Source organism: Pseudomonas frederiksbergensis (assembly GCF_000802155.2).
Taxonomy (GTDB): domain Bacteria; phylum Pseudomonadota; class Gammaproteobacteria; order Pseudomonadales; family Pseudomonadaceae; genus Aquipseudomonas; species Aquipseudomonas frederiksbergensis_A.
In genome coordinates this window covers 1-18,300 of sequence record NZ_JQGJ02000009.1, presented here as the reverse complement: position 1 = coordinate 18,300, position 18,300 = coordinate 1, and the positions used below count along the sequence as shown (strand labels likewise).

Here is an 18,300-nt window from a genome sequence, read left to right as displayed (position 1 = left end):
AAGCACTGCAACGACAAAACTGTTTTGATCAAAACGCACGAATAAGCGCCTGATTGTTGCCGTAAGATCTTCCGCACTTTCCATCCAGGAGCCTACCCTGATGAGTGAATTGCACGGCTTCATCCTGCATGCCAAGACCCGCCCGGAAAAAGCCGAAGCCTTCGAAGCGTTGTTCCGCGCCTACGTCGAACCCAGTCGCGCCGAGCCCGGCTGCATCGAATACCACATGCTGAGGGATCAGCAGGACCCGACGTTGTTTATCTTCTATGAAATATGGGCGTCCCAGGCTGATCTGGACGTGCACTCGAACCTGCCGCACATGAAACAATTCTTCGAACAGCGCATGGATTACCTGGAGCGCGACTTCGATATTCGCCGTGTCGACATGCTCAGCCCATCCTCGGCTAGCCGCTGACCAGCAGATGGCCGCCGAGCACGCCGAGGCCGATAAAAAATACCCGCTTGAATAACACGGCGCTGATCCGCTGGCGCAGCCACCGCCCCAGCCACATCCCCAACAGCGCCGGCACCAACGCCAGCAGCGAAGCGCTCAGCTCCCCGCCGCCCAAGGCGCCTCGCCACAACAGCCCGACTGCCAAGGCCAATGTTGAAACGGTGAATGACAGGCCCAAGGCCTGCACCAGCTCATCCTTGTTCAAACCCAACGCCTGCAAGTAAGGCACCGCCGGAATCACGAAGACCCCGGTCGCCGAGGTAATCAAACCGGTGAGCAGTCCACAGGACGGGGCGAGCCAGCCTTCATGCCTGGCACTGACCTGCAACGTCGGCAACCACAATCCGCTCAACGCATAGACAACCAGCGCCGCGCCGAGCCCTCGTATCGCCCAGGCCCCGCCGACCATGCCGCCCCACAGTGTGCCGAGGCCGGTGCCGATGAAAATCGCCAGCAGCAACGGCCAGAGGCGCCGGGTAAGCCCTGTCAAATGTCCACCAAACGCCAGTTGCCAGAGGTTCGTCAGGGTTGCCGGAATGATCAGCAGCGCCGCAGCCTGCGCCGGTGACAGAGCCAGACCAAGCAAGCCCATTGCGATGGTCGGTAGGCCGAGACCGATCATTCCCTTGACGGCGCCGGCCAGCAGGAAGGTGCCAATCACCAGCAGGGAAAGGGCCAGGCCGAGGTTTTGATAGAAAGCGATGAGGGTGTCCATGGGCCTATCGTGCGCCCCGGGCCCTGGTTTTGAAATGTGCCATATACTGAGGGTGCCTCTCTTTCTGCAAGAGGCTAGAACTCTGTTGACGCTATTGACGCCTCGGCGAGCAGGCTCGCGAAGGCGGCATACCAAACACCACAGAATCTGAGACCGGCCTCATGCACTTCGACCTCACCGACCTGCGTCTCTACCTGCACATCCTCGACACCGGCAACATAACCGCCGGCGCCACTCGCAGCCACTTGTCCCTGGCAGCGGCCAGTGCACGGATCCGGGCCATGGAAGCCTCCCTGGGCATCGACCTGCTTGAACGCAGGCGGCGTGGCGTAACCCCGACACCGGCCGGAAAAGCCCTGGCCGAACATGCGCGGATCCTGTTGCAACATGCCGAACGCCTCCAGCAGGACCTGGCCGAATACGCCCAAGGTACCAAAGGCCGGGTGCGGCTGCTGTGCAACACCAGCGCCATGACCGAGTACCTGCCAGAACGGCTCGCCGGCTTTCTCAAGGCCCATCCCAACCTCGACATCGACCTGCAGGAATTGCCCAGTTCACGAATCACCCATGCACTGCGCCAGGGCACTGCGGACCTGGGGATCGTTTCCGACGCGGTGGACACCGATGGCCTTCAGGCCTGGCCTTTTCGCGACGACCCGCTGGTATTGCTCCTACCGACCGGACACCCTCTGGCTGACGGCCGTACCGTGCGTTTCAGCGAGACCCTCAGCCACGACTATGTCGGCCTGAATGCCTCCAGCGCCTTGGCGATCCATCTGGAAGAACAGGCGCTGCACATCGGCTCGCGCATGCAAATCCGCATTCGCGCCGACGGTTTCGACGGGGTGATCCGCATGGTCGCGCACGGTGCTGGCATTGCCATCGTGCCCAAGGCTGCCATCGACCGGCGCCCATTCGAGCCGTCGTACCACTGTGTCCCGCTGCAAGAGGGCTGGGCCAACCGAGCCTTGCTGCTCTGCGCCCGTAACTTCGAAGGCTTGCCTGCCTACGCCAAGACCCTGGCCCGGCATCTGGCCGAGTGATGCGCGCTTCTGGATAGCCCGGTGTCGACCACAGACATCTACCCGCCCATGCCGCGCGTTAGGGTGCCTGTTCTTTTCTGCCCCTTTCGGAGCTCACATGACCGCACCCATCACCGTCCTGCGCGACACCCATCCGCTGCCCGTACTCGACGCCTGCAAATGGGAAAAACTCGAAGGCGACCCGCACACCGTCAACCTCAACGCGTACACCAGCGAAGACGGCAGCAAGATCATGGGCACCTGGATCTGCACGCCGGGCAAATGGCGTGTGGATTATGTGAAGTGGGAGTACTGCCATTTCCAGGAAGGCTACTGTGTGATTACGCCGGACGGCATGGAGCCGATCCATCTGCGCGCCGGTGACATCTTCGTCGTCGAGCCAGGCATGAAAGGTACTTGGGAAGTGGTCGAGACCGTGCGCAAATATTTCGTGTTTGCCTGAAACGAAAAAACCGAGAGACCACCCGACATGGTCTCTCGGAAAACAACTTCTGGAATGCATGACCCTGTGGCGAGGGGATTTACCCCCTCGCCACAAAGGCTTCAGAACACCGCAGGTTTTACTGCGGCTTGCGATAGCTGTTCACAATCGCCGAGAAATCCTGGCCGCCCTCGCCCCGCTGGCTCATCGCCTGATACAACTGCTGCGCCACCGCCCCCAAGATCACTGGCTGACGGGCCTGGCGCGCGGCTTCAGTGGCCAGGCCGAGGTCCTTGAGCATCAGGTCCGCGCCGAAGCCGCCGGTATAACCGCGAGACGCCGGAGCCGTTTCGATCACGCCCGGCCATGGGTTGTAAGTGTCCGAACTCCAGCAACGGCCCGTCGAACTGTTGATAATGCCGGCCAGCACCTGAGTGTCGATCCCCAAGGCATCGCCCAGGGCCATGGCTTCGCTGACACCCACCATGGAAATCCCCAGCAGCAGGTTGTTGCAGATCTTGGCGATCTGCCCGGTGCCGACTTCGCCACAGTGCACAATGTTGCGACCCATCTGCGCCAGCACCGGTTGCAACGTTGAAAACAACTCCTGCGTAGCGCCAACCATGAAGGTCAACGTGCCCGCCGCGGCACCGCCGGTGCCGCCCGAGACCGGCGCATCGGCCATCGCCACCCCTTGTTTCGCCGCGGCAGCCGCCACGTCGCGGGCGGTCTGGGGATCGATGGTGCTGCAATCCACCGCCGGAGTCCCGGCGGCGATGCCGGCCAGCACGCCGTCCTCACCCAGCCAGACACTGCGCACATGGGCAGCGGCCGGCAGCATGGTAATCACCAATGCAGCGCCCTGGGCCGCATCGCGCGGCGAGGCACTGATGGTGCCGCCCAGCGCCGCCAGTTCGGCCAGCACCGTCTGGTTCAGGTCGAACAGATTCAGCGAATGGCCAGCCTTGAGCAGGTTGCGCGCCATCGGCGCGCCCATGTTGCCCAGGCCGATAAATGCGATGTTCATGTCCGGATCCTCAACGCAAATTGATGGTGGTGTTCACACCGTCATTGACGCTGTCGTCATCGAACCAGCGTGCGGTCACGGTCTTGGTTTGAGTGTAGAACTGCACCACTTGTTTGCCGTAGGGGCCAAGGTCGCCGAGTTTCGAACCGCGGGAACCGGTAAAGCTGAAGAACGGCACCGGCACCGGGATCGGGATGTTGATGCCCACCTGGCCGACATCGATTTCGCTCTGGAATTTGCGCGCCGCCGCACCGCTCTGGGTGAACAGGCCGGTGCCGTTGCCGAATGGGTTGGCGTTGACCAACGCGATGGCCTGGTCCAGCGTGTCCACTTCCAGCACCACCAGCACCGGGCCGAAGATTTCTTCGGTGTAGATGCGCATGTCGGTGGTCACGCCGGAAAACAGGGTCGGGCCGACGAAGTTGCCTTGCTCGAACCCCGGCACGCTGATGCCACGGCCATCGAGTTCCAGCTTCGCGCCTTGCTGCACGCCGCTCTCGATCAACTCGAGGATGCGCGCCTTGGCCCGCTTGGAAATCACCGGACCGATGTCGGTGCCCGGCTCGCTGCCAGCGTTGACCTTGAGTTTTTGTGCCAAGGCCTTGAGCTCTGGCAACCACTGTTTTGCCGCACCCACCATCACCACCACGGAGGTGGCCATGCAACGCTGGCCCGCCGCGCCGAAACCGGCACCGACCAGGGCGTTGAGGGTTTGCTCACGATTGGCATCAGGCAACACCACCGCGTGGTTCTTGGCGCCCATCATCGATTGCACGCGCTTGCCATGGCGACCCGCCAGGTCATAGACATGGGTGCCGACCGCGGTCGAACCGACAAAGGAAACGGCCTTGATATCCTTGTGGGTGCAGAGCGCATCCACCACGTCCTTGCCGCCGTGCACCACGTTGAGCACACCTGCCGGCACCCCGGCCTCGATGGCCAGCTCCACCAGGAGCATGGTCGACAACGGATCCTGCTCCGACGGCTTGAGCACAAAAGTGTTGCCGCAGGCGATGGCCATCGGGAACATCCACAGCGGAATCATCGCCGGGAAGTTGAACGGCGTGATGCCCGCGCATACCCCGATCGGTTGGCGCAGCGTGTAGGTGTCAACGCCACCAGCGACGTTTTCGGCGAACTCACCCATCTGCAGAGTGCCGATGGAACAGGCGTGCTCGACCACTTCCAGGCCACGGAAAATATCGCCCTCGGCGTCGGCAATGGTCTTGCCCTGTTCGGCGCTGAGCACCGCGGCGATGCGCTTGGAATGCTCGCGGATCAAGGCCTGGAGCTTGAGCATGATGCGCATGCGCGCACCGATGGGCGTCAGCTTCCAGGTCTGGAAAGCCCGCTGGGCGGCGCAGATGGCGGCATCGACTTCCGAAGCCGTGGCAAACGGGACCTTCGCCAGCACTTCTTGGGTGGCCGGGTTGACGATGTCGTGCCATTCGCTGGATTGGGATTCAACCCACTCACCATCGATCAACAGTCTGACGGTTTGCAGGGCGGTGTCGCTGGGCGTAAGGGAAACGTTCATGCTGGCCTCCGGGATTGTTCTTATAAGAGAGCGCTGGTTCAGCAAAGACCAAGGAGCATGCGCACGCTTGGTGATAAGACGGTTTTTGGAGTATAGATGTGCAAACTTCTAATAAGAACGCACATAAAAACCGGTCCATCATGCAAAAAAACATCACCTCCCTAGGGTCGCTGAATTGGGACGACCTCAAGTTTTTTCTCGAAGTGGCCCGTACCCGCAAGGCCAGCACGGCCGCCAAGCGCCTGGCCGTCGACTACACGACGGTGTCGCGACGCATCAGCTCGCTGGAAGCTTCGCTGGGCACGCTGCTGTTCGAAAAATCCCGGACCAACGGTTTTGTCCTGACTTCCGAAGGCCAGCGATTGCTAGGCTACGCCGAATCGATCGAAAGCACGCTGCACATGGCTTGCGAACAGGTCTCAGGCTCCGGCGTTGCGCTGTCGGGCCATGTGCGCATGGGATGCACGGAAGGCTTCGGCAGTTTTTTCATCACGCCGCAATTGAGCCACTTCGTCGATGCCTACCCAGCCATTTCCGTGGACATCCTGCCGCTGCCGCACTTCATCAGCCTTTCCAAGCGCGAAGCAGACATCGTCATCGCCCTCGAACGCCCTGAACATGGCCCATACGTATGCTGCAAGCTGTGCGACTATCGGCTGCAGCTCTACGCAACCCAGCAATACCTGGACAATCACCCGCCCATCCACCGCCCGGCGGATTTGGCCAAGCATTCGTTCATCAGCTATGTCGACGATTTGGCGTTCAGTTCCGAGCTGTTGTACCTCGCCAACGTCCTGCCTGGCGCGCACGCTCTTCTGCGCAGCACCAGCGTGATCGCGCAGTTTGTCGCGGCCCAGCAAGGTCGGTCACTGGCTATCCTGCCCTGCTTCCTGGCGGCCCAAGACCCACGCTTGCTGCCGGTGCTGCCAGCGGAAATCACGGTCACTCGCCAATTCTGGATGTACTGCCGGGAGGACTTGAGGAAGCTCAAGCGGATTACATTGCTGTGGGATTACATCAGGGATGTGACTGAGCAGAACCGGCCATTGCTGATCGGCAACAGCCGGGAGATGGTGTTTGCCGATTAGTCGGCGATAACCACGATGGCAACGCGGCGGTTTTCGGTGCGGCCGCTGGCGGTGTCGTTGGACGCGACGGGTTGGCTGCTGCCAAGACCACGTAGTTGGACGTTTTCTTCACGCATGCCCACGCCAATCAATACTTTGCCGACGCTGTTGGCCCGACGTATCGACAGTTGTTCGTTATAGGCTTGGGAGCCTGATGCGTCGGTGTGACCGTCGACTCGCACTCGTTCGATACCCGCGCCCAGCAAGGCCTTGCCGATCCGCTCGACAATTTCGGTGCTGGCTGGATTGAGGCTTTCCACATCGCTGCCAAACAGCACTTTGCCGGAAAGACCAAAGGCCCAGCCCTCGTCCGTCAACTTGAAGCCCTGCTCCTTGAGCACGGCGATTTGCGCTGGGGTAAGGCCTTTCTGGAGAGTGGTCTGGCAACCTGCCAGGGCAAAAACGGCGACCAATAAAAATGCTGCGAACCGCAGCAGGGAAAAACGAGCATTCGAAAGCATGCATTCAGCTCCTGGTTTGAAGATCCGCGACCGGGTGCTCCGCCCCCGCCGTGTGTTGGCCGCCTCGGGCGAGGCGTTTGGCCTGGTACATCGCCGCATCGGCGGCACTGAGCAGCGCACCCGGTGTTGCGCCGTGCTCGGGATAAACGGCGATACCGATACTGAGGGAAGTCAGGACCGAGGCATTACCCGGCAGTTGGATCGGCATTTCCATGCTGGCGATGATCTTTTCAGCGATACGCTGCGCATCCTCGATTTTATGCAACGGCGTCAGCAGCACGGCGAATTCGTCGCCGCCCAGGCGTGCCACAAGGTCATCCTCTCGCAACTGCGCCCTGACCCGCGTCGCAACGGCCGTCAGCACCGCATCGCCGGCCGCGTGGCCGAAATTGTCATTGATGCCTTTGAAGCGATCACTGTCCAGATACAGGACGGCCACTTGCTCGTCGAGCTTGCTGGCGTTGCGCAAGGCGCGGATCAATCGGCCTTCGAAAAATGCCCGGTTAGGCAATCCGGTCAGGCTGTCGTGGCTGGCCTGGTGAGCCAAGGTTTCGTTTTCGCTTTGCAGGTGGGTCTGCCAGGACTCCAGCTCAGCGAGCAAGCCATTGAAGTCGTTGCCCAGATTGTCCAACTCCGCGATGTCGGCCGGCGGCACCCGTCGATCCAGGGCTCGCTCGCAGCGCGCGGCGTGGGCGACTTCAGCCAAGCTGCGCAACGGTCCGGTGATCGCCCGCAGCTGACGTCGCGCCAGGTACAGCGCGACCCAGGCACTGACTGCGGTGCACACAATGATCCCCGCCAGGCCGCTGAGCAGGAAACGCAACAGGCTGCCGCCATGCCCGGCCAAAAGGATCCTGCCGATATCGCGCCCTTGATGGACGATGGGGAGGCTGATGGGCTTTTCCAAAAACGCCTTGGCGATGTGCATTTCCAACTCCGACAGGAGTCCTGTTTCCGGCCGCTGCCAATGCGCCAACAAGCGGCCGTGTTCATTGAACACCTGCGCATCGGCGACTTCTTCGGTCGTGGCAATCAAGGCCAGCGCTTCCGTGGCCGCGGCTGCATCATCGAACACCACGGCGGCTTCCACTGTGTAGTTGATCGAACGGGCGATGAGGTGCAGGTTGTGATCGGCGTAGACACGCAAGGCAAGCACGCCCAGCAAGGTCAGGGAGACACTGGCCATGGTGATCGCCACCAGCGCGACGATCAGATGACCGCGACCGATGACCGACCCCAGCGTGGGACGAATTCGTGGTTTCGACGAACTCATGGGGCGGCAGGCCTGCGGCGCGATAATTGAAGGACACTCGGATGGATACGCACGCCGCTGCGGGCCACCGAATCGAGATTGACATCGAACGACACTTGCTCGTCACTGACCCGCAGGCAGAACAGGCTGCCGACGGTGCACTGGTCACCGCCCTCGCTGATGCTCAACACCGGTTTGCCGATCAGCGAGGCAAACAGACGAGCGCGTTCCTCACTGCTCAGGTTGCCGATGTAGACAGCGTTGCAGTCAGTGGCGATGCTCGGATAATCAGCCAGCACGCGCTGCACGGTCACGGGTCGGCCGGTGGCCTGGGTGGTGCCTTTGACCAGGTTATCGGTGTATTGGGTCGGGCCGACGATGCACAGTTGCAATTGCGTTGGCTCAACCGGCCAACGGGCGTAGCTGAGTATGCCCAATACGACTTGCGTAACCGCCTCGGCTCGCTGGTCGGCTCGGGTAGCGGTCGGCGGGTCCTGGGCAAGGACCACAGGCGACAGCAGCCACAAAAGAACGGCAAGCAAATAATGCCTGCGATCCTTGCTGCCCACCTTCTCCCGCTCCACCGCCGTCATGGATGATCTCTTGCTGTAGATAAGAGCCAGAACGATAGCACAGTGTCAAAAAGCCAGCGAGACAGTGTCCTACGGAGATTTCCGACAAAAAACAGGCATTAGCGCGACCGACACACCGAAGCGCTGAAAACCAGTCATTCCATCACCTTATTCCCACTCCAACATCAGCCCGCTCAAGCGCTTGACCTTACGTCGCACTGCCTCTTCGAATATTCCGGCGCGAGGCTCGATCAGGCTGAACCATTGCTTGGCCCGGGTGATGGCGGTGTACACCAGCTCCTTGGTCAGGACCGGGTTCAGTGCGTCCGGAAGAATCAATGCCGTGTGGGTAAATTCCGAGCCTTGGGATTTGTGCACGGTCATGGCGAACACGGTTTCCACATCATTCAATCGACTGGGGAGCACAAAACGCACGCCACCTCGGCCGTCGTTACGAGGGAAGGCGACACGCAGCACCTGTTTTCCTGCATCAGGTCCGTCACGCTCAGGCAACTTGAGGGCAATACCGATATCGCCATTCATCAACCCCAGTCCGTAATCGTTGCGCGTCATCAATACCGGACGCCCTTCATACCAGAGCTGGTCATTGTCGATCAGACGCGCCTTGAGCAGCGCCGCAGTGATCCGCTGGTTCAATCCTTCGACACCCCATGGGCCTTTGCGTACCGCGCAGAGCAGCTGGAACTCGTCGAACGCCGACAAGACCTCCCGAGCCCAATCAGCCCAGCAGTCTTCTTCCAGCGGACGGGAAGCCGCCGGGCGTCGTTGCCGCAAGACACTCAGGTAATGCCGGTATCCTTGCGGTCCCGATGCCTGGCCGTCCAGCAGCAAACGTTCCAACGCAGCATCGTGTTCACCTTTCAACGCCAACGCGGACAAGTCGGAATATTGGCCCTCCCGCAACAATTCTCGGGCCTGCTCCGGCTGTTGCCCATTGACCCTGCGAGCCAACTGGCCAATACCGCTGCCCTCGCCGAAACGCCGGGAATGCCTGAGCATGACCACTTGCTGGGCCAAGGGATGGGTGCCGTCCAGATCCTGCTTCAGATCGCTGGCCATCAGGTCCTCGCCACTGACGGATTCCAGCCAGGCCAGGGTCTGCGGGCTATACCAGCCCTCTTCGGCATCCCGGCACAAATCGCCGAGTACCGCGCCGGCTTCTACCGAAGCCAACTGGTCCTTGTCCCCCAGCAATACCAAGCGCGCGTGAGGCGGCAGCGCATCCAACAGATTTGCCATCATCTCTAGATCGATCATCGATGCTTCATCGACGACCAGCACATCCAGCGGCAGTCGGTTGCCTGCGTGATGACGAAAATGGCGAGTACCGGGACGACTGCCCAGCAGGCGGTGGACCGTGGTGACTTCGCAGGGAATGCGTTCACGCACGGCATCGGTGACGTCCAGCGTGCGAACCTGTTGGCTGATGGACTCGGTCAGGCGCGCCGCCGCCTTGCCGGTGGGCGCGGCCAGGCGAATGCGCAGCGGTTTCCCTGCTTCGACCGCGGGTGCCTGCAGCAAGGCGAGCAGACGCACGACCGTGGTGGTCTTGCCCGTGCCCGGGCCGCCCGTGACGATACTGAACGCGCTCCGAGTCGCCAGCGCGCAGGCCAGTTTCTGCCAGTCGATCGGACCTGTCCCGCGGGCCGGCCCGAACAATCCGGCCAGGCGCGCTCCAAGGTCATCGGGCACCGAGCCGTGATCGGCCAGTCGTTGACGCAACGCGCTATCGATTCGCCGCTCGTAACCCCAGTAACGACGCAGATAGAGACGTTTACCAGCGAGTACCAACGGCCGTTGCCGCATCTGCTCACGTTCGTCACCGGCCAGGGCCACCAGCGGGCTGCAAGCCAGGACCTTGCACCAGCCGGCACCGTCCAGCGTCTGCAATATCTGCGATGGCAGCAACATCATGCCGGCCTGCAGGTCGCCCTCCGGCGGCAACGACAATGCGAAATCCGGTTCCTTGAGCGTTTCGTACAAATCCAGACAGACGTGCCCATGGCCCAACTGATGGCTGGTGAGTGCGGCAGCAAGCAATACCAGCGGGTCGTCATCCGGGCACAACTCATGGAGGAACAATACGAACGCCTTGTCCAGGGCCCGCAACCAACCGCGCTCCACCCAGCGGGTCAACAGCAGCAAGAGGTCATTCACTTCGCTCAAGGGCGCCAGGCCCCGCAGGCTCTCGTCGTCGGATGGCTTGGGAAGCAGATCGGCAAAAGAACGACTCATAACAATTCCCCCTGCACCCAAGCAGGTTCCGCCTTGGGCTCCGGCATTCCTTGGAACAGGCGATCCAGTTGTTCTATCAAGGCGCGTGGAGGCTTGGTGAAATAGACACCCTGGCTGGCTGCGCGCGTGCCGCGAAGGAATATATACAACGCGCCGCCGACATGCCGGTCGTAGTCATAATCGGGCAAACGCGCCTTGAGCTGGCGATGCAAGGCCAACAGGTACAGCACGTATTGCAGGTCATAGCGGTTGTCCAGGATCGATTGCTCCATGGCCTGCCTGGTATAGGCCGCGTCGTCCATTCCCAGCCAATTGGATTTGTAGTCGGCCACGTAATACCGGCCGTCGTGCTCGAAGGCCAGGTCGATAAACCCTTTGAACATACCATTGAGCAATACGGGTTCGGCAGCGACACGAGGCGCACCGTCGTGGGTGAAGCGGCAAACCAGATCATCAAGCTTGAGCACATCGACCTTGTGACTGGCGAACCAGAATTCCATTTCCACTTGGAACCGGGTCAAGTGTCCTAGCACCACTGGTGCCTGGCCATCGCCAATCTGCAGAGGCATCTGGGTCAGGTGCAGCAACCAGTCGCCCAGCGTATTGATCCAGCCGTTCCAGCCCCGACGGTTGCAGCGCCGGGCGATGGCATCCTCAATGATGGCTGGCTCTATCGGAAACCCTTCGCCGGCGGCCCACTCCAGGAGGCCGTGCAGGAAGGTGCCTGGGTGAGGGCCGCGGGGAAAGCGGTGGATGTCACCGCCGGCAGCCACGGTTTCCCGTGGAGCGTCCGGATCGAGTCGCTCATCATCGAATAACTTCTGGGCCTGAGGATCTTCCGGCGAGGTGTCGCCGCCGGCGTTGAGGCTTTCGCCAAAACGCAAGGCGCTATAGGACGCAATCCACCAGTTCTCGCTGGCTTTGCGCAGCACAAGCAAGGGTTGCAGAAGTACCGCGTCGTTGCGTGCGGGTCGATAGCGCTCGTCGTTGGCCTGCGGCATATCCTGGCAGCTCACCGCCTGGCTGCCTTGCTGCAGGTCTTCCAACCAGCGCCTCAGTTCCACCGAGTCGTTCAACGCCGCACCACCACCCAACAGATAGCCCAGGGCAGACAAATGCAGGATCGAGCGGTTGTTACTGCCACGCTTGAGGTCGGCAACTCCCAGCCAGCAGGCGTGCTGGGCCCGGGTGAGCGCCACATACAGAAGACGCAGATCTTCGGCCAGGCGCTCGTCATCGGCCTTGGCAACCAGCTCCGGCGTAGCCAGGAGGCTAACCTGCGCCTGGCCGCGTTCATCGTGGTAATGCAGCGGCAGTCGACTGCCATCCACCGGTTTCGTCGAGCATATGAATGGGAGGAATACCAAGGGGTATTCAAGTCCCTTGGATTTATGAATCGTTATCACCTTGACCAACTGCTCATCGCTCTCGAGGCGCAGGATCTGCTCTTCTCCCGCCTGCCCGGTCAAGGCCAGATGCTCAGACAGATAACGAATCATGGCTTGCTCGCCATCCAGCTCGACAGCGGCCTGCTGCAGCAACTCACAAAGGTGCAGCAGGTTGGTCAGTACCCGCTCGCCATCATCACGGGTCATCAAGGCCTGGGGCAATTTGAAATCGTGCAACAAGCGCCTCAGCATGGGCAGCACGCCTTGCGTGCGCCAGACCATCCGATAGCTACGGAACTGCATGACGCGACTTTCCCAAGCCAGTTCATCCTGGTTCAGGCGCTCGAGTTCTGTAAGCGGCAGATTCAACGTAACGCTTGCCAGGGCTGTCCGCAGCAGTCGCTCGACATCCGGCTCCGCGCACGCCTTGAGCCAAGTCAGCAAGTCCCGTGCTTCCTGGGAGGCAAACACCGAGTCCTTGTCGGACAGATAGACGCTGCGCACGCCTCGCGCAGACAACTCGCCTCGCACGGCCTGCGCCTCCTTGCCATCGCGTACGAGAATGGCAATGTCGGCAGGCAGAATTCCACGAAGCAGTTTTCCATCCTGGAAAAAACCATCGCGCCCCGATTGGCCGCCGTTAAGCAGCGCTGTGATTTCACTGGCGCAGGCTCCCGCCATCTGCTGCCGATACACCGCACCGGAGATGGGTTGGTCGCAAGCCAAGTGCCAGATATTCAGGGCAGCCAAGGCCTGCCCCGCGACCTGCAATGACTCCTTGCGACCTTGGGACTCCACAGGCAGGAACGGCACAGGATTCTCACCTGATGCCTCGCGGAACAGGAACGCTCCCCGCCCTTGCTGACGCGCCTCGGCATGCTGGAAAACCTGATTCACCGCGCCGACCATGGCATGGCTGGAGCGGAAGTTTGTCCCCAGCGTATGCAGTCGGCCAGCGGTGGCTTCCCTGGCGCGCAGATAGGTATAGATGTCCGCGCCGCGAAACGCATAGATGGCCTGCTTCGGATCACCGATCAGGAACAGCCCGGTATCCGCGTTGTTTTCTTCAATACGATAGATGCTTTCGAAGATCCGGTACTGGACCGGATCGGTATCCTGGAATTCATCGATCAACGCCACCGGAAATTGCTCGCGAATCAGGCTCGCCAGCCGCTCCCCGCCTTCGGCCTGCAAAGCCGCGTCCAGGCGCAGCAGCATGTCGTCAAAGCCCATTTCCGCCCGGCGACGCTTCTCCGCTTCGAAGCGAGTCCCGACCCATTGCGCGGCATGTTGCAATACTGCGGCGTCCGGGGTGGGCAAGGCGTCCAGGCTGGCCTTGAGCCCTGACATCGCATCCAGCCCTGGATGGCTGGGCACCTCGCCTTTCCATGCCTCGGCCATGCCCTCGGGCGTCAGTCGTGTAAAGCCGGTGCCAATGTCCAACAGTTCGAGACTTTCGTCCTCCACCCAAGCAGTGATTTTCTGGAACCAGGGCTCGAAATAGCGAGCCTGCATCTTGCGTCCGTCAACGCTTTTATTGGCAACGCCTTGCTGGCAGATCTCCAGCAACTCCACGGCCCATTGTCGCCAAGGGGCCTTGAGGTCGAGCAATGCGGCGCTGCGTTCCTGCAGGGATGCGGCAATCAGCTCGGCCGGCTCAATCCCCTGCGCCTCACCTCGAGAGCTGGAAAACAAACCCCTTACCCGGGGCAACAGAGCGGCAGGGCCGCCCCAGTGAGTTCGCACCCAGTTCAATGCTTCGCCTTGCATCGAGTAGCAGAACAGGCGCCAGTAATCCCGCAACACTTCCCCGAGCAATTCGCTGTGGTCGGTTTCCAAGGTCTGGGTAAACAGGCTGCCGCTGTCGAACGCATGCTCGCGAAGCATTCGCTGGCACCAGCTATGGATAGTCGAAACGGCCGCTTCGTCCATCCATTGCGCGGCTATATCGAGCCGGTTCGCGCAGGCTGCCCACTGCTCCTGGCCAAACTCATCACGCAGCGAGGCGATCAACGAGTCCGGGGCGGGAATTTCGTTACGGAAAAAACGCGCTGCTTCCGCAAGGCGCGTGCGGATACGCTCGCGAAGCTCCTTGGTGGCGGCATCGGTAAAGGTCACCACCAGAATCTGCGGAGGGAGCAACTCGCGGTCAAATCGGGTCTCCGGATCGCCATGCCCTAACACCAGACGCAAATACAAGGCAGAAATGGTAAAGGTCTTCCCGGTGCCGGCGCTTGCCTCGATCAATTGGCTGCCACGAAGCGGGAATGCCAGGGCCAGGGGAATTTGTCGGCTCATGGATGCGCGTCCTCACTGACCGATGAGCGCCAAGGCGCGTCGAGCAGCGGCCGGTAAAGCGCATCACACCAGTCGGGAAACGTTTCGTCAGCCATCAGCGCATTGAAATCGGCGTATTGCCGAGCCAGGGCTGGGCTTTCCCGGCGCTCGCCCTCAAATGTCAGCCCATCGCCTTCGTAGGCTTTGCGAGCCGCCGCCTGGGCTTTTTCCGGGTCGCTTTGGGCGAGCCAGGCGAACGCGGTCTTCACCGCAATAGGCAAAGGCTGGCGCATGCCGGTTTGCCAGGCTTGCAGCAAATCGCCCAGCATCTGTCGCGCTACCGCCTCTTCGAACGGGGCAAGCAGCAAGCTGTCATCGCTGGCGACCAGTGCGGTAGTCATCGAAAGCCCGCTGGCACAAGCTACGAGATGATTGACCCAGGGCCGTATCAGCCGATGCCATTTGCGAGTCTTGGTAGAACCTATGCTGTTTGGGATCGAGGTGATGGCGAGAAGCGAGCCATCGGCTCGCTGGTGCAACCCGCTGAGCCACCCTTCTACACTGACATCGTGCAACCGCAGACTGACGGGTACGGCACTGGTCAGTGGAGTTGGCCATGAAGCCAAGAGTTGCTGGTAGCGCTGGAGCAGGTCAGGCAACGGCTCGATCAGCTCGCGTTGCAGGCTTTCACCGAACCCCGCCATAGGTAACAGGCCACTGTTTTGCAATCTTTTGGCGTGCGCCGCCAATGCCAGGCCTGGTTGATCAAGGCGAACAAGGGCGGCTTCGAGCAGGCTGTCGCTCAGGCTGTAGCGCTGCAGAGCATCGAGAACGAAAGGTTCGTCATCGGTCAGGGGGGCTTCGAACGCTTCGAAGAACACATGGAGTCGCTGACTGAAGAAATGACGGACAGGGTTGCGCAAAAAATCCTGCAACTGACCGATCCCCAAGGGCTCTTCCTGGACAAAAGGCTCCAACATTGCAGGCATCGCATCGTTCTCACGGGGCTCGTGAAGCGTTCGCCATTCACTGGCATAGCTGAACAGCCCGTCACCTTGATAAAAATAGCGAGCGCTAAAGGGTTGCAACGGATGCTCTTGGGTCAATGCCCCAAGTAGATCCTCATCACCGCTTGCCAGCCGCCAACCGCTGGCGAGGTGATCGCGCAATTGGCCGATCAAGACAGATGCAGGCCGATCACTGTTGTCACGAATGCTGCGACCCACCCAACTGATGTAGAGCATTTCCCGAGCAGAAAGCAGCGCTTCCAAGAGTAGATAGCGATCATCCTCGCGCCGGGAGCGATCGCCCGGCCGATAATCGCTACCCATGAGATCGAAATCCAACGGTGGTTGAGCTCGCGGGTAATCGCCGTCGTTCATCCCCAGCAAACAAACCAGCTTGAAGGGGATCGCCCGCATCGGCATCAGCGTACAGAAATTGACCGCTCCGGCGAGGAAGCGCTGGGATAATTTGCCCTGATCCAACCCTGCCAGCCAGGCTTCCCTGACCACCGTCAAAGGCAGTTCGTCATCCAGCCCGACCGAATCGCAGGTTTCCAGCCATGTTTCACGCAGATCTTCAAGTTGGGCCAGCAGATAATCGTCGTGCTCGTTGCTTGCCAGGAAGAATAATTGCATCAAATCATGCAAACGCGCGCCCCAAATCCGGGGTGACGCTGGCTGGCTGAGCTCTTGGTGAGCAACTTCCAGCGCGTCCAGCAAAGCGACCAGCGGACCGATCAAAGCCGCATCGAGGCCGCCGATCTCGTCATAGGGCTCGATACCTTCGTAGGCGTCTGAATTGCCCACTGCATACCCCAGCAACATGCGACGCAGACCGAAACGCCAGCTGTTCTGTTCAAGCTCCGCCGGCAACCCCAAGCCGGCGCGGTGTTCGGCACTCATTCCCCACCGAATACCGGCGCCTTCGATCCAGCGGTGCAGGGTCGGCAAGTCAGCCTCATCAATACCAAACCGCTCGCGCAATGCGGGCACATCCAGCAGATCGAGGATCTCGCTGACCGGAAAGCGACTGTCCGGGAGCTTGAGCAAATGCTCGACGGCAATCAGTAGAGGGTCTCGACCGCGCTGGCCCTGGTCCGTCAGCGTGAACGGAATGAAACGTGGGTCAACCCTGTCGAGCTGGCCGAATACGGAGCGAATATGCGGCGCATAGCTGTCGATATCCGGAACCATGACGATGATATCCCGGGGACGCAGGCTGGGATCCCTGCTGAAGTGGGCAAGCAACTGGTCATGCAGGATCTCAACTTCACGCTGGGCGCTGTGTGCAACATGAAAACGGATCGACTGATCTTGTTCGGGATCGACGGCTGGCCACTGTTTCCGGGTTTCATCCAGGGGGCGTAACTCCAGGATGTCGTCCTGCAATTGGCTGAGAAGGGTCGTGGGATTGCCTTCGCTGAACAGGTCGATCCGTCCCTCGCGAAATACCGAGCGATAGGTGGTTGGATCATCGTAGCTGTCGAGAAGGTTGATGTAGTCGCGCCCTTGCTTTCCCCAAGCGGCCAATAGCGGATGAGCATGTTGATGCAAGGCTTGCGAATCAAGGACGTTTGGCATGCTGCTTTTGCGGGCCTGTCGTTTGTACTGATGACGAAGCAGGTCCTTGTCAGCGACGATGTCCGCCCAATGGTAACGACAGGGATTATGGACGCACAGCAAAACCTGGCTGAACCGTGAAAGCCCGGCCAGGGCCTCAAGGGCTTGGGCTGGCAGTGAAGAAATACCAAAGACGATTACGCGCGCCGGTAGGCCTTTTGGAGCGACCTCAAGGTTATTGATGCGCTCGAGGTAGCGCTGATGAACGCCTGCACGACTTTGAGCCATTCCTGCCTCTCCCACGTCCAGAAGCAAGGCTCGCCACAGCTCCGCTTGCCAACAATTCGCCGCCGCCAGCGGCTTTGTTTCGCCACGCACGCTCCTTGTCTGGTGGTGTCCCTGCGCCCAATCTTCGAGCCAATCAGCTCGGTACACCTGGTACTGGTCGAAAAGATCAGCCAGACGCTCAGACAATTGGTATCGCTTGCGTAGATCAGCGTCGTGAGTGAGGAAACGTCGCAGGGGTTCGAAATGAGGTTGCTCAATCAGCTGAGGCAGCAGACGCATCAGCCTCCAGGTGAGGGGGGCCTTATCCAGCAGGGACTTGGCCGGGATCTCATCACGCCCGAGTACCATTCGATAGAGCTGCCACATGAAACTGCCAGGCAACTGCACCTCGATGGCGGCCGCGATACCGCAGCCGCCACTGTCGTCGTCTTCAGGATCCTCAGCCAATGCCAACTTCAGCCACTGGGCGATGCCGTTGCTTTGAACGAGGGCGATCTCATTCTCAAGAGGGCTTAGCGGATAACGTCGCATCAGACTGATAACCAGGCTGCGCAGCTCATCAAGGCGATTCCCGTGAACCACCATGAAAGCAGGGCTAAGGGACGTCGCGTCCGGCATAAAGGCATCCTTGAAAATGCAAAAGCTAGGGCGGAACCTTAGCACTGTCGGGGGGCTGTGACAGCCAGGAGCTGTCCGAGCGTGTCGTAAGAACTTTCCTGCAGGCAAAACAAAACCCCTACCTGCATCAGCAGATAGGGGTTTCGGAATTGAATCTTGACGATGACCTACTCTCACATGGGGAAACCCCACACTACCATCGGCGATGCATCGTTTCACTTCTGAGTTCGGGATGGGATCAGGTGGTTCCAATGCTCTATGGTCGTCAAGAAATTCGGGTACTGAGTCGCGGCCTGATGG

The 18,300-nt window shown here is 60.5% G+C and carries 13 protein-coding genes and 1 rRNA gene; 4 read left to right on the top strand and 10 right to left on the bottom strand.

Going from position 1 to position 18,300, the window contains the following annotated elements; all coding sequences use genetic code 11:
* Nucleotides 1-100 precede the first annotated feature (100 nt).
* Complete coding sequence (locus tag JZ00_RS17470; RefSeq protein ID WP_039592379.1) at nucleotides 101-415, top strand: putative quinol monooxygenase; 315 nt, start codon at nucleotides 101-103, stop codon at nucleotides 413-415.
* Here the strand turns inward: JZ00_RS17470 and JZ00_RS17465 are convergent.
* Entirely contained in the window at nucleotides 405-1,169 is a 765-nt protein-coding gene (locus JZ00_RS17465; protein ID WP_039592380.1) for a sulfite exporter TauE/SafE family protein, read from the bottom strand. The two genes, JZ00_RS17470 and JZ00_RS17465, sit on opposite strands and share 11 nt — an antisense overlap.
* Nucleotides 1,170-1,330: 161 nt before the next feature.
* Here JZ00_RS17465 and JZ00_RS17460 point away from each other — a divergent pair, with 161 nt between their 5' ends.
* Together JZ00_RS17460 and JZ00_RS17455 are read left to right on the top strand one after the other, a co-directional pair.
* Nucleotides 1,331-2,212 (top strand): LysR substrate-binding domain-containing protein, encoded by an 882-nt coding sequence (locus tag JZ00_RS17460; protein WP_039592381.1) that lies wholly within the window; start codon nucleotides 1,331-1,333, stop codon nucleotides 2,210-2,212.
* A gap of 97 nt (nucleotides 2,213-2,309) precedes the next feature.
* A complete protein-coding gene (locus JZ00_RS17455) occupies nucleotides 2,310-2,654 on the top strand; it encodes a cupin domain-containing protein (protein ID WP_039592382.1) in 345 nt (114 codons plus the stop codon).
* Between the two features lie 118 nt (nucleotides 2,655-2,772).
* On the opposite strand, the gene mmsB is transcribed toward JZ00_RS17455, so the two are convergent.
* The gene (gene mmsB, locus JZ00_RS17450; RefSeq protein ID WP_039592383.1) at nucleotides 2,773-3,660 is read right to left on the bottom strand and encodes a 3-hydroxyisobutyrate dehydrogenase; all 888 of its coding nucleotides are present in this window, start codon (nucleotides 3,658-3,660) and stop codon (nucleotides 2,773-2,775) included.
* A gap of 10 nt (nucleotides 3,661-3,670) precedes the next feature.
* Nucleotides 3,671-5,197 carry a CoA-acylating methylmalonate-semialdehyde dehydrogenase gene (locus tag JZ00_RS17445; RefSeq protein WP_039592384.1) on the bottom strand — a complete coding sequence of 509 codons (1,527 nt, stop codon included), beginning with the start codon at nucleotides 5,195-5,197 and terminating at the stop codon, nucleotides 3,671-3,673.
* Between the two features lie 140 nt (nucleotides 5,198-5,337).
* On the opposite strand from JZ00_RS17445, the gene JZ00_RS17440 reads away from it, so the two are divergent.
* Complete coding sequence (locus JZ00_RS17440) at nucleotides 5,338-6,285, top strand: LysR family transcriptional regulator (protein ID WP_039592385.1); 948 nt, start codon at nucleotides 5,338-5,340, stop codon at nucleotides 6,283-6,285.
* On the opposite strand, the gene JZ00_RS17435 is transcribed toward JZ00_RS17440, so the two are convergent.
* From JZ00_RS17435 to rrf, 7 genes are all read right to left on the bottom strand, one after another.
* Entirely contained in the window at nucleotides 6,282-6,785 is a 504-nt protein-coding gene (locus JZ00_RS17435) for an OmpA family protein (protein ID WP_039592386.1), read from the bottom strand. The genes JZ00_RS17440 and JZ00_RS17435 overlap by 4 nt on opposite strands.
* 4 nt (nucleotides 6,786-6,789) lie before the next feature.
* A complete protein-coding gene (locus JZ00_RS17430; RefSeq protein WP_039592387.1) occupies nucleotides 6,790-8,058 on the bottom strand; it encodes a diguanylate cyclase domain-containing protein in 1,269 nt (422 codons plus the stop codon).
* Nucleotides 8,055-8,630, bottom strand: coding sequence for a YfiR family protein (locus JZ00_RS17425; RefSeq protein ID WP_039592388.1), 576 nt, complete (start codon nucleotides 8,628-8,630; stop codon nucleotides 8,055-8,057). The genes JZ00_RS17430 and JZ00_RS17425 overlap by 4 nt, the downstream gene beginning before the upstream one ends.
* 147 nt (nucleotides 8,631-8,777) lie before the next feature.
* Nucleotides 8,778-10,865 (bottom strand): exodeoxyribonuclease V subunit alpha, encoded by a 2,088-nt coding sequence (gene recD / locus JZ00_RS17420; protein ID WP_039592389.1) that lies wholly within the window; start codon nucleotides 10,863-10,865, stop codon nucleotides 8,778-8,780.
* A complete protein-coding gene (gene recB, locus JZ00_RS17415) occupies nucleotides 10,862-14,551 on the bottom strand; it encodes an exodeoxyribonuclease V subunit beta (RefSeq protein ID WP_039592390.1) in 3,690 nt (1,229 codons plus the stop codon). Before recB ends, recD begins: the two co-directional genes overlap by 4 nt.
* Complete coding sequence (gene recC / locus JZ00_RS17410) at nucleotides 14,548-18,000, bottom strand: exodeoxyribonuclease V subunit gamma (RefSeq protein WP_039592391.1); 3,453 nt, start codon at nucleotides 17,998-18,000, stop codon at nucleotides 14,548-14,550. Before recC ends, recB begins: the two co-directional genes overlap by 4 nt.
* A gap of 154 nt (nucleotides 18,001-18,154) precedes the next feature.
* A 5S ribosomal RNA gene (gene rrf / locus JZ00_RS17405) occupies nucleotides 18,155-18,270 on the bottom strand.
* Nucleotides 18,271-18,300 lie beyond the last annotated feature (30 nt).

Coding starts and splice junctions, on each gene's coding strand:
- JZ00_RS17470 (WP_039592379.1), top strand. CDS start 101: ATGAGTGAATTGCACGGCTTCATCCTGCATGCCAAGACCCGCCCGGAA.
- JZ00_RS17465 (WP_039592380.1), bottom strand. CDS start 1,169: ATGGACACCCTCATCGCTTTCTATCAAAACCTCGGCCTGGCCCTTTCC.
- JZ00_RS17460 (WP_039592381.1), top strand. CDS start 1,331: ATGCACTTCGACCTCACCGACCTGCGTCTCTACCTGCACATCCTCGAC.
- JZ00_RS17455 (WP_039592382.1), top strand. CDS start 2,310: ATGACCGCACCCATCACCGTCCTGCGCGACACCCATCCGCTGCCCGTA.
- mmsB (WP_039592383.1), bottom strand. CDS start 3,660: ATGAACATCGCATTTATCGGCCTGGGCAACATGGGCGCGCCGATGGCG.
- JZ00_RS17445 (WP_039592384.1), bottom strand. CDS start 5,197: ATGAACGTTTCCCTTACGCCCAGCGACACCGCCCTGCAAACCGTCAGA.
- JZ00_RS17440 (WP_039592385.1), top strand. CDS start 5,338: ATGCAAAAAAACATCACCTCCCTAGGGTCGCTGAATTGGGACGACCTC.
- JZ00_RS17435 (WP_039592386.1), bottom strand. CDS start 6,785: ATGCTTTCGAATGCTCGTTTTTCCCTGCTGCGGTTCGCAGCATTTTTA.
- JZ00_RS17430 (WP_039592387.1), bottom strand. CDS start 8,058: ATGAGTTCGTCGAAACCACGAATTCGTCCCACGCTGGGGTCGGTCATC.
- JZ00_RS17425 (WP_039592388.1), bottom strand. CDS start 8,630: ATGACGGCGGTGGAGCGGGAGAAGGTGGGCAGCAAGGATCGCAGGCAT.
- recD (WP_039592389.1), bottom strand. CDS start 10,865: ATGAGTCGTTCTTTTGCCGATCTGCTTCCCAAGCCATCCGACGACGAG.
- recB (WP_039592390.1), bottom strand. CDS start 14,551: ATGAGCCGACAAATTCCCCTGGCCCTGGCATTCCCGCTTCGTGGCAGC.
- recC (WP_039592391.1), bottom strand. CDS start 18,000: ATGCCGGACGCGACGTCCCTTAGCCCTGCTTTCATGGTGGTTCACGGG.